At 58.3% G+C, this 13,142-nt stretch carries 17 protein-coding genes; 11 read left to right on the forward strand and 6 right to left on the reverse strand.

Annotated elements, in window-relative coordinates:
* Nucleotides 1-8: 8 nt before the first annotated feature.
* A complete protein-coding gene (locus ACP7E0_RS00075; RefSeq protein ID WP_426122160.1) occupies nt 9-1,067 on the reverse strand; it encodes a hemin-degrading factor in 1,059 nt (352 codons plus the stop codon).
* Nucleotides 1,068-1,075: 8 nt separating this feature from the next.
* Entirely contained in the window at nt 1,076-1,216 is a 141-nt protein-coding gene (hemP, locus tag ACP7E0_RS00080) for a hemin uptake protein HemP (RefSeq protein ID WP_426122996.1), read from the reverse strand.
* 263 nt (nt 1,217-1,479) lie between these two features.
* Between hemP and ACP7E0_RS00085 the strand changes: the two genes are divergently transcribed.
* From ACP7E0_RS00085 to ACP7E0_RS00105, 5 genes are all read left to right on the forward strand, one after another.
* Entirely contained in the window at nt 1,480-1,914 is a 435-nt protein-coding gene (locus ACP7E0_RS00085; protein WP_426122997.1) for a hypothetical protein, read from the forward strand.
* Between the two features lie 25 nt (nt 1,915-1,939).
* Nucleotides 1,940-2,869, forward strand: a complete 930-nt coding sequence (locus ACP7E0_RS00090) for a cell envelope integrity protein TolA (protein ID WP_426122161.1) — start codon at nt 1,940-1,942, stop codon at nt 2,867-2,869.
* A 181-nt stretch (nt 2,870-3,050) separates the two neighbouring features.
* Complete coding sequence (locus ACP7E0_RS00095) at nt 3,051-3,470, forward strand: DUF2325 domain-containing protein (protein WP_426122164.1); 420 nt, start codon at nt 3,051-3,053, stop codon at nt 3,468-3,470.
* A gap of 57 nt (nt 3,471-3,527) precedes the next feature.
* Nucleotides 3,528-3,797 (forward strand): hypothetical protein, encoded by a 270-nt coding sequence (locus tag ACP7E0_RS00100; protein WP_426122166.1) that lies wholly within the window; start codon nt 3,528-3,530, stop codon nt 3,795-3,797.
* 10 nt (nt 3,798-3,807) lie between these two features.
* Nucleotides 3,808-4,122 (forward strand): antibiotic biosynthesis monooxygenase family protein, encoded by a 315-nt coding sequence (locus tag ACP7E0_RS00105; protein WP_426122167.1) that lies wholly within the window; start codon nt 3,808-3,810, stop codon nt 4,120-4,122.
* Here the strand turns inward: ACP7E0_RS00105 and ACP7E0_RS00110 are convergent.
* Both ACP7E0_RS00110 and ACP7E0_RS00115 read right to left on the reverse strand, forming a co-directional pair.
* Nucleotides 4,119-4,487, reverse strand: coding sequence for a DUF423 domain-containing protein (locus tag ACP7E0_RS00110; RefSeq protein ID WP_426122169.1), 369 nt, complete (start codon nt 4,485-4,487; stop codon nt 4,119-4,121). The genes ACP7E0_RS00105 and ACP7E0_RS00110 overlap by 4 nt on opposite strands.
* Before the next feature lie 2 nt (nt 4,488-4,489).
* Nucleotides 4,490-4,885 carry a group II truncated hemoglobin gene (locus ACP7E0_RS00115; protein ID WP_426122998.1) on the reverse strand — a complete coding sequence of 132 codons (396 nt, stop codon included), beginning with the start codon at nt 4,883-4,885 and terminating at the stop codon, nt 4,490-4,492.
* A 154-nt stretch (nt 4,886-5,039) separates the two neighbouring features.
* Here ACP7E0_RS00115 and ACP7E0_RS00120 point away from each other — a divergent pair, with 154 nt between their 5' ends.
* The 4 genes from ACP7E0_RS00120 to ACP7E0_RS00135 all read left to right on the forward strand — a co-directional run bounded on the left by ACP7E0_RS00120 (nt 5,040) and on the right by ACP7E0_RS00135 (nt 7,935).
* A complete protein-coding gene (locus tag ACP7E0_RS00120) occupies nt 5,040-5,600 on the forward strand; it encodes a TetR/AcrR family transcriptional regulator (RefSeq protein WP_426122171.1) in 561 nt (186 codons plus the stop codon).
* Between the two features lie 34 nt (nt 5,601-5,634).
* Nucleotides 5,635-5,976, forward strand: coding sequence for a DMT family transporter (locus ACP7E0_RS00125; protein WP_426122172.1), 342 nt, complete (start codon nt 5,635-5,637; stop codon nt 5,974-5,976).
* Between the two features lie 121 nt (nt 5,977-6,097).
* Complete coding sequence (locus tag ACP7E0_RS00130; protein WP_426122174.1) at nt 6,098-6,883, forward strand: ThuA domain-containing protein; 786 nt, start codon at nt 6,098-6,100, stop codon at nt 6,881-6,883.
* Between the two features lie 8 nt (nt 6,884-6,891).
* Complete coding sequence (locus ACP7E0_RS00135) at nt 6,892-7,935, forward strand: Gfo/Idh/MocA family protein (RefSeq protein ID WP_426122999.1); 1,044 nt, start codon at nt 6,892-6,894, stop codon at nt 7,933-7,935.
* Here ACP7E0_RS00135 and ACP7E0_RS00140 read toward each other — a convergent pair.
* The gene (locus tag ACP7E0_RS00140) at nt 7,932-8,951 is read right to left on the reverse strand and encodes a substrate-binding domain-containing protein (RefSeq protein ID WP_426122176.1); all 1,020 of its coding nucleotides are present in this window, start codon (nt 8,949-8,951) and stop codon (nt 7,932-7,934) included. The genes ACP7E0_RS00135 and ACP7E0_RS00140 overlap by 4 nt on opposite strands.
* Before the next feature lie 40 nt (nt 8,952-8,991).
* A complete protein-coding gene (locus ACP7E0_RS00145; protein WP_426122177.1) occupies nt 8,992-10,035 on the reverse strand; it encodes a DUF4105 domain-containing protein in 1,044 nt (347 codons plus the stop codon).
* Nucleotides 10,036-10,394: 359 nt separating this feature from the next.
* Here ACP7E0_RS00145 and ACP7E0_RS00150 point away from each other — a divergent pair, with 359 nt between their 5' ends.
* Nucleotides 10,395-11,450 (forward strand): dipeptidase, encoded by a 1,056-nt coding sequence (locus ACP7E0_RS00150; protein ID WP_426122178.1) that lies wholly within the window; start codon nt 10,395-10,397, stop codon nt 11,448-11,450.
* 47 nt (nt 11,451-11,497) lie between these two features.
* Nucleotides 11,498-13,141, forward strand: coding sequence for an ABC transporter substrate-binding protein (locus tag ACP7E0_RS00155; RefSeq protein WP_426122180.1), 1,644 nt, complete (start codon nt 11,498-11,500; stop codon nt 13,139-13,141).
* Nucleotide 13,142: the final 1 nt, after the last annotated feature.

Below are 13,142 nucleotides of genomic sequence, written 5' to 3' on the forward strand. Positions count from 1 at the left end.
TTTACCCTTCAGGCTGCTTCGGTGATATCGAGCCGCGCAAGATTTTCCATGATGGCGCGCCATTCCTCGCGTTCTGCAACGCCTTCCTTGCGCTTGCCGAAGAACTGGATGACCATTTCACCCTTGGCATCAAGCGCTTCAAGCGATGTGACGTGGCCATCGGCAGTCGGTTTGCGCACAGCCCAGACCTCGGCGAGGTGATCGCTGCGCAGGTGGAGATGCAAGGTCGGGTCGAGGATATTGAGCCAAGGACCCATCGTCTGAATATTGGCAATCGGGCCGGAGTGAATCTGGATGATGCCGTGGTTGCCGACAAAGCACATGATCGGGAGGCCGGATTTCACCGAATCGTGCAGCATTTGCTCGACGGCTTCGGGTTGCAGTTTCCAGGCGTAATCTTCGCCCACCGACTGCAGCGCTTCGCGGCGGCCGACCTTCAGCTTGCGCAGCAATCCGTGGAACTGATGCGTATCCGTCATCCTGCTCCACTCGTCGCGCAGGGCAGCCACGTCTACAGGAACAGCCTCGCAATCGGCAATGCTTTCAACCTTCGGTTCGGCGGCAAATTCCTGCGACTGGTCATCCAGTCGGAAGGCCTCTACGATACTGTTATAGGCATCGACGTTCGAGGCCGGGCGCAGGTGCACCTTGTGAACAGCAGTTCCCTGCTTGTCGAAGAACTGCAGGCTGCGGCGCACGTCTTCGCCATCTGTCTTGGTCACGGCAAAACCGTGCGCCCAGGCGCCGGGGAAGATGCGCAGGTCGATATTCTCGCCGAGCACGATCGACGCATGTTTGCCGGGCGTGATTTTCTCGAACACGCCAATCTTTTCGTGAACCGCGCTTTCGTTGCGGGTCAGTGCCATCACTTCGCCGAGTTCAGCTGCCCGTTCCAGAAAACGATTTGCGCTGCCATCGATACGAATGGCAGTCAGCCCACATTCCGCAGCAACGAGGGCTGCTTCCGAAATGTTCAGCTGAGCGGCGATATCGCGTTCGCGCATCTTCGGGTTGGCTACCCGGTGGGCGCGGATTTCGGACGGAGTGGGGCGGGTTGTTTGGGTCATGTGTCTGCCTATTTGTTCAGAATAAGTTTGCCCTGGCGGGTAATCTTCATGCGGTAGATGGCGCCTTCATGTGAGATCAGGATTTCGGTCTGGCCACGGAACAGGTCGCGGCTCTCAAGGATGCGCTGCGTCTGGCTGATCGGCTTCACAGCCGTTACCGTATCGTGTTCGTTCAGTGGCACAGGCAAAAGGTCCTAGTCTTGGCAGCCGAAATCCGGGGATTGTACCCCTTTTCAAGCCGGGTCATTGCGATTAGTATCTTGACTTCATTACTCATCTTTTATTATGGACGCAATACAGGATTTTAGTTGTCAAGTTTAATTGCCGGGCCGAACGAGTGTTGGCGGTCCAGCGTTCCGGGCGGCTGTTTGAGCCGCGGCGTCACCCAGTCTTTAAGAATGGATAGACCATGATGAAATTCGATCGCTTGCTGCCTCTGGCTCTTCTGGCTTCCTTTTGTTCGTCAACGGCCGCTGTGGCTCAGGAGGCCGGTACACCCGGGGCTCTGTCGATCGAGATGAATGATCTCACGCAATCGGAGAAGGGCTGCAAGCTTACATTCGTCGCCGGAAATGGCCTGCCGCAATCGCTGACTAAAGCCTCGTTCGAATTCGTGCTTTTTGATCAAAAGGGGCTGGTTGAGCGGATGCCGGTATTCGATTTTCGTGATCTGCCGGCCGGCAAGACCAAAGTCCGCCAGTTTGTGCTGGCCGGAACGCAGTGCGAGGCCATCAAAAGCCTGTTGATCAACGATGCGCCGGCCTGCGAAGGCGAGGGTGTTGCCAAGGACGCCTGCATGAAAGCATTGAAGACCGGTTCCAAGTCGTCTGTCGAATTGAAGGGCTGATGCGGGTTTCCCATCGGTGTCTGTGATGAACAATACGATCAAATGGACCGGGGCTGTCGTCCTTTCGCTGCTCGCGCACGGGATGGCACTAGCGCTGTCTCAGCCGGGTGAACAGCCGCCCGAACCGGCGATGATTGCGGGGGGCGAGGCGATGGAAGTTGCTGTCCTTGGCAATGCGTTCGAGGAAACGATCCTGGCCGGTAACCCGGATGAAGCGATCGAGCCGGAGGAAGTTGAGCCAGAGGAAGTCGATCCGCAACCGGTCGAGGAAGTGGCGGAAGTGACGCCGGTTCAATCTGAGATTATGGCAGAGGAGCAGACGGATATCGTCCCGACGGAAGCCGACGTGATCCTGCCGGCTGAAGAAATTTCTCCCGCTGCCGCCGAGCAGCCAGAGTTCACGGCATCTGTAGCGCCCATCGAGACGGTCGTCCCGGAGGAGAAGCCGGATCCGGAAGATATTGTGAAGCCTGAACCGGAAAAGAAGCCGGAGCCGAAGAAAAAGCCTGAAAAGGAAAAACCGAAGAAGAAGCCGGTCAAGAAAAAGGCGGGCGACGAGGGCAAGCAGCTCGAGACCGTGACAAAAGGTCAAGCTGACGGCGTCGAAGGTGCTGTTGCAAGTACGAGTACCGGTAAGACCGGCAAATTCGCCCAGGCTTTCGGAAACGCGGCCGAGAACAATTACAAGGGCAAGGTCCGCTCGAGAGTGCAGCGGTATTTCCGTTTTCCCAAATCAGCTGATCGTGCAGGTCTGGGCGGAACGGTGACGGTGAGCTTTACCGTTTCTGCCAACGGTGGTGTTTCGGGCTTGAGGATCGTCAGGGGGTCCGGATCGCCGGTTCTCGATGAGGCTGCTTTAAGCGCGGTACAGAAAGCGGAGCCTTTTCCCAAGATTCCAGAAGCGGCCAACCGCAGCAGCTGGCTTTTTCAAATACCTCTTCAGTTCGGCCGGTAAATTTGCAAAAGCCCGTTTTCGCTACAGAACGGGCTTGTTTTGCATCAAGTCTCCTGTGGCGAAACGTCCATAGATAATATGATAAAAAAACTCATGTTTATACTTTACTATTTTTATCAGGTTAAATAGGGTTCCCGCACGATCTGCCGAACGGCCGATTCCGAAACACGCGGAGACTGACATGGGTGATAAGCGGCAGCAGCTCAAACCGAAGCAGAAGCAGAGCCGGGAGGCAGAGCCACGCAATGCGTTGGTCTCCGCAAAGACTCAAGGAACACGGCTTGAGGGGCGCAGTTTCCTCTATGTCGGTGGCCGCGATTGCCAGGTGGCGCACCTGCGCCAGATTGCCAGTTCCCACGGTGCTGAACTGATCCACCATGATGGCGGTCTGCGCGAAGCGGTATCCCGCATCGACAATATCCTTCCGTCCGTCGACTGCGTCTTCTGCCCGATCGACTGTATCAGCCATGATGCGTGTCTGAGGGTAAAGACCGGCTGCAAGAAATGGGGCAAGGCTTTCGTGCCGCTTCGCAATGGCAGCAAATCGAGCCTCGAGCGCGCTTTCCTGGACCTGAAGGCGAGCCGCGGCAACGCCAGTTGATCGTTGGCGCCGAGATGCGGGCGCATGTCCGCGCGCGATTTTTCTGGAGATAACGACATGAGCAATGAGCGTCCCGATCATTATATGATGATCGGACTGCACAAGCTGGCCGCGCAGTCCGGCGACGGTCTGGTTCCGGAACTTCACGAGCTGATGTCGCGCCGCGCGCGCATGGTTGAAGACAATCCGAACGTTACCGAATTTCCCGCCTGGCAGGCGCGTCCGCCGGCTCGCTCAGCATTGGGGCTTGCGCCTGAGCCGAGAGACAATATCCTGCCGTTCGTTCCCGGCGCTGCCGCCACGGTGCAGACCAAAGATCAAGCTTGAGGATATCCGCATGTTTTTTGCCATGAACAGGTTCAGGATCGCCATCGGCCACGAAACGGCGTTCGAAGATATCTGGAAGAACCGTGATTCCAGCCTTGCGGAAAATCCCGGTTTCAAGGAATTCAAGCTTTTGCGCGGCGAGACCGTTGCTGACGAAGGCTACACATTGTTCGTGTCGAGCTCTAGCTGGGAAAGCCGCGACGCCTTTGTCGCTTGGACGAAGTCGGAGAATTTTCGGGCGGCGCATAAAAATGCCGGCGATAATCGGGCAATGTATCTCGGGCCGCCGAAATTCGAAGGCTTCTCGGTCGTCGAAGGCGCTTAAGCTTCCTTGCGCATGAAGAATGCTCCGGCAGCGACGGAAAGCCAGCCGAGCATCATCAACACGCCGCCTGATGGTGCCGACATCGGGAATAGTCCGTGACCGAGGAAGTGGCGTGCCGTCAGGTCGGCGGCGAACAGGGCCGTTCCTGCTGAAAGCAGCAAGGCTGCAATCGGCGCTGTCCGCATGACAGGCCAGGCGGCATAAAGCGCGATCAGGGCAGGGGCGTGCGCCAGGCACATCGCCGAAGCGCCACCGAGCAGGCGCGGGTCGGCTCCATGCGATGCGGCAGCGGCGCTGATGACACCAAAGAGACCCATCAGACCGGCAATGAAAAGGGTAACCGGCCGAAACTGCCCGTTCTGCATGTCTATTCGTCCTTGTTCTGCATGTGATGGGCAAGCCGTGTCACCGGCTCCAGAATGATCGACCGTAGTTGCGGATGTTGCACCGTCTCTTCCAGTGCCTGCGTGAAACAGAGCAGCCACTCGTCGCGTTCCTGCGCCCCGATCGCTGCGCCGAAATGGCGGCTTCTGAGCCGCGGATGGCCGCGTTTATCGGTATAAAGCGGCGGTCCGCCGAGCCAGCCGGTCAGATATTCGTAGAATTTCTCTTCACTGCCGGAGAGATCGGCCGGATGGACTGCACGGCAGCGTGCGGCTTGCGGCAGCGTATCCATCAACTCATAGAAACGGTGGGTGAGCGCCCGTACAGCGTTGTCGCCGCCTATGGCGTTGTAAAGTGTTTCAGTCTGGCCGTCCGTCATCATCGTGTCCCCGATTGATGGTAGTTCTAGCGTGCCGCGCTTTGCCGTTCCAACCGTTTTTCATAGGGCTGCCAGGGTTGCGTCGATTGACCGCGTCGCTGCATGAAAGCATGAATTGCCTTGACAAACCGTCCAGACGGTATCTTAATGCGTCATGTCTATCGCTCACCATCGCCGCAAGCAACCGGAATTGGTCCGCCAGCAACTGCTGGAGGTGGCTGCGCGCCTGTCGTTGGAGCAGGGCAGTGCCGGTGTAACGCTCGACGCCGTGTCGCAGGCGGCAGGTGTCAGCAAGGGCGGTCTGCTGCATCATTTTCCCAACAAGACGGCGCTGCTGAACGGCCTCTTCGAAGACCTGACCGGGAAACTCGAGCGGGCGATCGAGGAGGAAATGCGCAATGACCCGGTTGCGCATGGCCGCTTCACCCGCGCCTATCTGTCCGTCGTCTTTGCATTAGAGGAAGATGCGGACGTGCAAGGCTGGCAGGTCCTGACTGTTGCGCTCCTGTCCGAGCCGCAGTTGCGCGAACGCTGGCGGATATGGGTGGCGGATCATGCGGACGAATTCGTCGGCACCGATTCCTCGGCCGGATGCCTGTTGGCGCGGTTTGCTGCCGATGGCCTGTGGCTGGCGGATCTCCTCAAGAGCCATGATGTCGACCAACCGACACGTCAGGCGATGCGGGTGCAACTCGTCGCACTTTCCTTACAATAACTGGCCTTGCAACAACCGGCTATCGGAGCCCCACATGAATCCCGCAATGCTCTATGCCGTGCTCGTGATTGCCATCGTCTTTGAGGTGCTCGGCACATCGGCCATGCAGGCCGCCCAGCATTTTACCAAGCTGGTGCCGACGCTGATCATGGTGGTCTGCTATGCAATCGCCTTCTATTTCCTGTCCTATACATTGCGGGTCATTCCTGTCGGGATTGCCTATGCGATCTGGAGCGGCCTCGGCATCGTGCTGATTTCGCTGGTTGGTTATTTCGTATTTGGGCAGAAGCTTGATCTGGCCGCCATTCTCGGGCTCGGATTGATCATTGCTGGCGTTGTCGTGCTCCACGTCTTCTCCAAATCCACGTTCCATTAAACCCATCCTGTAACCAGATTTTCACTTGCAAAAGCGCTTCGCGGATTCTATCGCTGGAAATTGAAAGCGGTTTCAATTTTATCGAATGCTGATGAATGCGGCGTCGAAAGAAGGATTGGTCATGACCATCAAGGCAGTTGTCTGGGGCGAGAATATCCATGAGCAGACCAATGAGGTCGTGCGAAATATTTATCCGAACGGCATGCACAACACGATTGCCGCGGCGCTGAACACGGACCCTTCCATCGAAGCGACCACGGCGACATTGCAGGAGCCGGAGCATGGCTTGAGCGTCGAGCGTCTGGCCAAGACCGACGTTTTGCTCTGGTGGGGACACAAGGATCATGGCGCGGTGTCGGACGAAATCGTCGAGCGTGTTGCCAAGCGCGTCTGGGAAGGCATGGGGCTGATCGTTCTGCATTCCGGCCATTTCTCAAAACCGTTCAAGCGGCTGATGGGCACGCCCTGCGCGCTGAAATGGCGCGAGGCGGGCGAGCGCGAGCGGCTGTGGGTGATCAACCCGCGCCACCCGATCGCCGAAGGTCTGGACGAGAATTTCGTGCTGGAAAACGAGGAAATGTACGGCGAGCAGTTTTCTGTGCCGGAGCCGCTCGAAACCGTGTTTATCTCCTGGTTCGCCGGTGGCGAGGTGTTCCGCTCGGGTCTCACCTGGCGCCGTGGCGCCGGAAATATCTTCTATTTCCGTCCCGGCCATGAGACTTACCCGACCTATCACGACGCCAATGTCCACACGGTTCTGCGCAACTCGGTCAAGTGGGCCTACAACCGACAAGGCACCTACAGCGCCATCCATGATGCGCCGAACGTACCTGTTGAAAACGCACTGGAGCCGATCGTCGAGCGTGGCCGAAAACTGCATCAGGCCGGCGAAGAGGGGTACAAGTGATGAAGTCGATCCGTCTTCTCGTTCTCGGCACGGGCGGTATGGCCAATACCCATGCAATGAACTTTGCCACGATGAGTGGCGTCGAACTCGTGGCCGCCGTCGATGTCGATCAGGTCCGGGTGCAGGCGTTTGCGTTGCGCCATGAGATCGCCAAGACATTCACTTCGCTCGACGAAGCCATTGCCTGGGGCGAATTCGATGCCGTCACCAATGTGACGCCGGACAAGATCCACTATCCGACAACACTCAAACTGCTGGCCGCTGGCAAGCACGTGCTCTGCGAAAAGCCGTTGGCCGAGGACTATGCCAAGGCCGCCGAGATGGCGACGGCTGCGGAAAAATCCGGTCTGGTGACGATGGTCAACCTCACCTACCGCAATGTCGCCGAGGTGCAGAAGGCGCGGCACATGGTTCTAGCCGGCGAGATTGGCAAGGTCCGCCATATCGAGGCGTCCTACCTGCAGAGCTGGCTGGTTTCCAAGGCTTGGGGCGACTGGGCGACGGAATCGCAATGGCTTTGGCGGCTGTCGACCAAGCACGGCTCGAACGGGGTGCTCGGCGATGTCGGTATTCATATCCTCGATTTCGCCGGTTATGGCGCAGCGACCGATGTGGAGCATATCTTTGCGCGGCTGAAGACGTTCGACAAGGCGCCCGGCAACAGGATCGGCGAATACGATCTCGATGCCAATGACAGCTTCACCATGACGGCCGAATTTGCCAATGGCGCTATGGGTGTTGTCCACGCCAGCCGCTGGGCTGTCGGCCATCTCAACGAGTTGCGCCTGCGCATGCATGGCGACAAGGGGGCAATCGAGGTGATCCACACCCCGGACGGATCGACACTCAAGGCTTGCCTGGGTGCCGATATCGAAAAGGGCATCTGGAAGGACATCGATGCGGGAACCGTATTGACCAACTACCAGCGCTTCATCGACGCGGTCCGGGCCGGCAAGACAGTCGAGCCGGGCTTCCGCCATGCCGCCGATCTGCAGAAGGTGCTTGATCTGGCCATGGTCACCGAGAAGGAACGCCGCGAACTTTCGGTTTAAACCTTCTTCACCGCAGCCGTCGAGTTGCGGATCACCAGTTCCACCGGCCAGACCTCGCGCAGGTTTTCGGCCGGTGTTCCCTGCAGCATTTCCAGTACCATTTCGCCGATCCGCGCCCCCGCCGCGCGGATCGATGATCGTGTTGTCGAGAGTGTCGGCACGAGGTGATCGGGGCTGATATAGGGAAAGACGTCGTCATGGGCGATCAGCGAGATATGCTCGCCGACGGTCAGGCCGGCGATGCGGATCGCCCGCATGGCGCCCAGCGCCGACATCATCGATCCGGCGACGACGGCTGTTGGCCTGTCCTCGAGCTTGAGGAAGCCCTGCATCAGCCGGAAGCCCATCTCGTCGGTGAACTCGCCATGTCCGCAGAGCGCCGGATCGATCGTGACGCCACGGTCGCTCAGCGCCGTCTGGTAGCCGTCCTGCCGGTGTTCGGCAAAAATCCGTCCACGGTAACCGTTGAGCAGGGCGATGCGGCGATGGCCGAGATCGAGCAGATGGCTGGTCGATTGCCGCACTGCGCCGAAATTGTCGATGTCCAGCCAGCCGAAATTGCCGTCAGAATTGGTGCGGCCATGAACGATGAAGGGTAAGCGCAGCGAATTGAGCAGCGCAATACGTGGGTCGTCAAGAAACGGTGAGTGCAGGATGACGGCGTCGACGCGCTTGCTGGCTGCAAGACGGCGATAGGTGGCGAGTTCAGCCTCGGGCGAATCGACGGTCGAAACGAGGATGTCGATTTCCTCCTGCTGCAACCGCCCGCCGAGCCCGCCCATGAACTCGCTGGTATGCGGCCCGAACTCGCCGCCGCCCTTCAGCACGATCCCGATGGCGCCGACCCGGCCGGTGGCAAGCCCCAATGCGCTGGTGTTTGGCCGGTAGCCATATTCGAGCGCTGCCTTCAGCACGCGTTCGCGGGTTGCCTGCTTGACCTCTGGGTAGCCGCTCAAGGCACGGCTGACCGTCGTCTGCGACAGTTCGAGCCGGTTTGCGAACTCCTTGAGGTTCATGGGGAATTTCCTGTTGTCTACCGTCGCAGTGTAGGCGGCTTTAGGGCTGTGGCAAAGGGGCTATGCCGGGCACGCCCTCGCGAATTCGGCGGGAGAAGTCCGGCGCTTTGTCTGCGGCCTGCGCCCGCGCGCTGATGGCGCCGCCGCTTTGAAGTTGCTCCAGCGTAAAACCAGGTATGAAGCCATTCACGCTGATGATGTAGGAGGGCAGGTAGCCTGAAAAGATCAACCGGTAATCCAGCGGCAATGCGCCGGAGACGATATGGTTGATCATGGCGAAAACGATCGTCGTGCAGTTGGCCGTGATCGTATTGTAATATTGCGGTGTCTCGTTGAGGCCGTTCGCCGTATCGACATAGGACAGGAAAAGCGATCGCCTCGCCGGCTTTGGAATGTTGAGGCGGTAGAGATAGACGTCTTCCTTGCGGATATTGGTGCGCACCCTTACGATATCGCGCTCGTCGGCGGCGATCACGCTCATCTCGAATTCCTTGAAGAACCCGCCGATCTCCGAAAAGCTCTCGGTCCGTTCCTTGCGGATTTCCACCGAGAAGGTGACGAACTGGCCATCCTCGAAACCGAAGGACACGAGCGTATGGGCAATCGCCGGGCTCGACCAATAGGACAGGAGAAGATCGACCGAGGCGAGCTTATCGAGGTCGTAGGTACGATTTTCCCAGCGCACCGTATAATCCGTCGGTGACAGCCAGTCGAAATTGCGGACATTGGCAAGCGTGACCTCGGGACCATTGACGACGCCTGCGACGATATGCGCGACCTCGTCGGCCCAATCGCGATTGTTGCTCGCCGGTATGGCGTTCCACCAGAACAGCAATGCGGCAATCATCAAGGGATAGAGCAGAGCCGCAATGCGCGAGTGCCAGCGCACATAGGCATAGAGCGCGACAAGCGAGAGGATGGCCCAGAGCGCTGCGAGCAAGATCTTGACGGCGGCCGGACCGGGCGCCTGATAGAACAGTGCCATCGCCCCCCAGACTGCAAAGCCCAGAATGGCAAGCGCCGATAGCACCCGTATGATGATGCCGAGGACGTGAAAGCGGCGGCGTTGAACAGGTTCGCTCATCGGTCAGCGACCATCATGGAAGCCTGCGTTGCAAGCTCTTGGCGCGGTTCCATGCCCATGAAGGCCTCCTTGGTTTCACCCGCCTGCAATGCCAGATTTTCCAGCCAGAGGACATTTGATTTTTCGTTTTCGTGCATTTTTCAAACAGACAGGTGTTCACGCTCTTCCCGCTCCTCAGGTCCAAACCTGACGCCAGACGAGCTGGTAAGCCGTTATACCACCATTGTTTTTTCGGTTGTTGAAATTTGCAGAAGCCGCATTGTTATTTGTCATATGATTGACTAGCATCGCGTTCTTGACCAACCGGACAAAAATTGGCCGACGCCAATAGACGGATCAGGCAGGACGGGGTTTTTTGAATGCAGGCGGTTTTCGACGGCCACAATGATGTGTTGCTGAGACTGTGGAGCAATGCCAAAAATGGCGCTGACCCGGTTATTGAGTTTTCTGAAGGAACAACGGAAGGCCATATCGATGGCCCCCGTGCCAGGAAGGGCGGTCTCATCGGCGGACTGTCGGCGATCTACATCCCTTCGGATCATCTCGTCTTGAAGACGCCTGACGAGAATGGCCACTATGCGACGCAATTGTCCGAGCCGCTGGAGCGGCAGCCATCTCTCGATATCGCGCTGGAATTCACCGCCATCGCCCTTCGGCTTGATCGCGCCGGTGCCTGGAAGCTTTGCCGTTCGACCGCCGATATTTGCGCCGCGATGGAAAACGACATCTTTGCCGCAGTGCTGCACATGGAAGGCTGTGAGGCGATCGGTGCCGATCTCACCGCGCTTGAAACATTCCACGCCGCCGGATTGCGTTCGCTTGGGCCCGTCTGGAGCCGTAACAATATCTTTGGCCACGGCGTGCCCTTTGCCTTTCCGATGGGGCCGGATACCGGGCCGGGCCTGACCGACGCCGGCTTCGATCTGGTGCGCGATTGCAACCGCCTCGGCATTCTTATCGATCTCGCCCATATCACCGAAAAAGGGTTCTGGGACGTGGCGAAGACCACCGACCAGCCACTGATCGCCAGCCATTCCAATGCGCATGCCCTGACTGCCGTTGCCCGCAACCTGACCAATCGTCAGTTGGACGCCATCCGCGACAGCAAGGGGCTGGCCGGGCTGAACTACGCGACTACGATGTTGCGGCCCGACGGGCTGGAAAATGCCAATACGCCGATCTCCGACATGGTCCGTCATGTCGATTACATGGTCGAGCGCATGGGCATCGATTGCGTGGCGCTCGGATCCGACTTCGATGGCGCAACCATCCCGGAAGGCATAACCGATGCGGCTGGCAACCAGAACCTGATTGCTGCCCTGCGGGACGCCGGATATGGTGACGCTGAACTGACAAAAATATGCCGGGAAAACTGGCTGAGGGTTTTGGCTCAAGCATGGCACGAAGCCGCTTGAACCAAAAATAAAAGGCCCATTGCGGGCTTAAAAAAGGGAACAGAGAGATGATGCATTCACTGAACAAGCATGTCCGCATGTTGACGGCTGGCGCCGCCATGTCGCTGATCTTGATGGCAGGTGCGCCCGCATTCGCTGAAACACCGGCCGACACGCTGGTCGAAGGCTGGGCGATCGACGACATCATCACCATGGATCCGGGCGAAGCCTTCGAGCTTTCAACTGCCGAAGTCACCGCCAATACCTATAGCTATCTCGTTCGGCTCGATATCAATGACACGTCCAAGGTCGTCGGCGATCTCGCCGAAAGCTGGACCGTTTCCGATGATGGCCTGACCTACACGTTCAAGCTGAAGCCCGACACCAAATTTGCCTCCGGCAATCCTGTGACGGCCGAAGATGTCGCTTACTCCATCGAACGCGTCGTCAAGCTCGACAAGAGCCCAGCCTTCATTCTCACGCAGTTTGGTCTGACCGGCGACAACGTCACGGAAAAGGCGAAGGCGACGGATGCCGGCACGTTCACGTTCACCGTCGACAAGGCCTATGCGCCGAGCTTCGTGCTGAACTGCCTGACAGCAACGGTCGGTGCCGTCGTTGACAAGAAGCTGGTGCTCGAACATGTGGCTGCGGTCACGCCATCGGCCGAATACAAGTATGACAACGATTTCGGCAATGAATGGCTGAAGACCGGTTACGCCGGTTCTGGCGCCTTCAAGTTGCGCGAATGGCGCGCCAACGAAGTCGTCGTCATGGAGCGCAATGACAACTATTACGGCGAAAAGACGCCGCTCGCCCGTGTGATCTATCGCCACATGAAGGAAAGCTCCGGCCAGCGCCTGGCGCTGGAAGCCGGCGACATCGACGTGGCGCGCAATCTCGAGCCGGGCGATTTCGACGCCGTTTCGAAGAATGCCGAGCTTGCCACCACCAACGCGCCGAAGGGCACGGTCTATTACTTCAGCCTCAACCAGAAGAACGCCAACCTGGCGAAGCCCGAAGTGGCAGAAGCCTTCAAGTATCTGGTCGACTACGATGCGATAGGTTCGACCCTGATCAAGGGCATCGGCGAGATCCATCAGACCTTCCTGCCGAAGGGCGTTCTGGGCGAACTGCCGGAAAACCCCTACAAGCTCGACGTTGCCAAGGCCAAGGAATTGCTGGCCAAGGCAGGTCTTGCCGATGGTTTCACGGTGACCATGGACGTGCGCAACACCCAGCCGATCACCGGTATTGCTGAATCCATCCAACAGACACTGGCCCAGGCCAACATCAAGATGGAAATCGTCCCCGGCGACGGCAAGCAGACGCTGACCAAGTACCGCGCCCGCACGCATGACATCTATATCGGCCAGTGGGGCCAGGATTACTTCGATCCGAACTCGAATGCCGAAACCTTTACCGTCAACCCGGACAATTCCGACGAAGGCAAGAACAAGACGCTCGCCTGGCGCAACACCTGGGACGTTCCGAGGGAATGGACCGAACAGAGCAAGGCTGCCCTGCTTGAAAAGGATGCAACCAAGCGCGCCGACATGTACAAGGACCTGCAGAAGAAGGTGCTTGAGAAGAGCCCGTTCGTGCTCATCTTCCAGCAGACTGAAGTTGCCGGAACCCGCGCCAACGTGAAGGGTTTCAAGCTCGGTCCGAGCTTCGATACCAACTACGTCTTCACGGTTTCCAAGGATTGAG

It is taken from the genome of Pararhizobium sp. PWRC1-1 (assembly GCF_049897905.1).
In the GTDB taxonomy this organism is placed as follows: Bacteria; Pseudomonadota; Alphaproteobacteria; order Rhizobiales; family Rhizobiaceae; genus Pararhizobium.

Coding starts and splice junctions, on each gene's coding strand:
- ACP7E0_RS00090 (WP_426122161.1), top strand. CDS start 1,940: ATGAACAATACGATCAAATGGACCGGGGCTGTCGTCCTTTCGCTGCTC.
- ACP7E0_RS00145 (WP_426122177.1), bottom strand. CDS start 10,035: ATGAGCGAACCTGTTCAACGCCGCCGCTTTCACGTCCTCGGCATCATC.
- ACP7E0_RS00155 (WP_426122180.1), top strand. CDS start 11,498: ATGATGCATTCACTGAACAAGCATGTCCGCATGTTGACGGCTGGCGCC.
- ACP7E0_RS00140 (WP_426122176.1), bottom strand. CDS start 8,951: ATGAACCTCAAGGAGTTCGCAAACCGGCTCGAACTGTCGCAGACGACG.
- ACP7E0_RS00100 (WP_426122166.1), top strand. CDS start 3,528: ATGAGCAATGAGCGTCCCGATCATTATATGATGATCGGACTGCACAAG.
- ACP7E0_RS00115 (WP_426122998.1), bottom strand. CDS start 4,885: ATGACGGACGGCCAGACTGAAACACTTTACAACGCCATAGGCGGCGAC.
- ACP7E0_RS00125 (WP_426122172.1), top strand. CDS start 5,635: ATGAATCCCGCAATGCTCTATGCCGTGCTCGTGATTGCCATCGTCTTT.
- ACP7E0_RS00110 (WP_426122169.1), bottom strand. CDS start 4,487: ATGCAGAACGGGCAGTTTCGGCCGGTTACCCTTTTCATTGCCGGTCTG.
- ACP7E0_RS00085 (WP_426122997.1), top strand. CDS start 1,480: ATGAAATTCGATCGCTTGCTGCCTCTGGCTCTTCTGGCTTCCTTTTGT.
- ACP7E0_RS00075 (WP_426122160.1), bottom strand. CDS start 1,067: ATGACCCAAACAACCCGCCCCACTCCGTCCGAAATCCGCGCCCACCGG.
- ACP7E0_RS00120 (WP_426122171.1), top strand. CDS start 5,040: ATGTCTATCGCTCACCATCGCCGCAAGCAACCGGAATTGGTCCGCCAG.
- ACP7E0_RS00095 (WP_426122164.1), top strand. CDS start 3,051: ATGGGTGATAAGCGGCAGCAGCTCAAACCGAAGCAGAAGCAGAGCCGG.
- ACP7E0_RS00105 (WP_426122167.1), top strand. CDS start 3,808: ATGTTTTTTGCCATGAACAGGTTCAGGATCGCCATCGGCCACGAAACG.
- ACP7E0_RS00150 (WP_426122178.1), top strand. CDS start 10,395: ATGCAGGCGGTTTTCGACGGCCACAATGATGTGTTGCTGAGACTGTGG.
- ACP7E0_RS00130 (WP_426122174.1), top strand. CDS start 6,098: ATGACCATCAAGGCAGTTGTCTGGGGCGAGAATATCCATGAGCAGACC.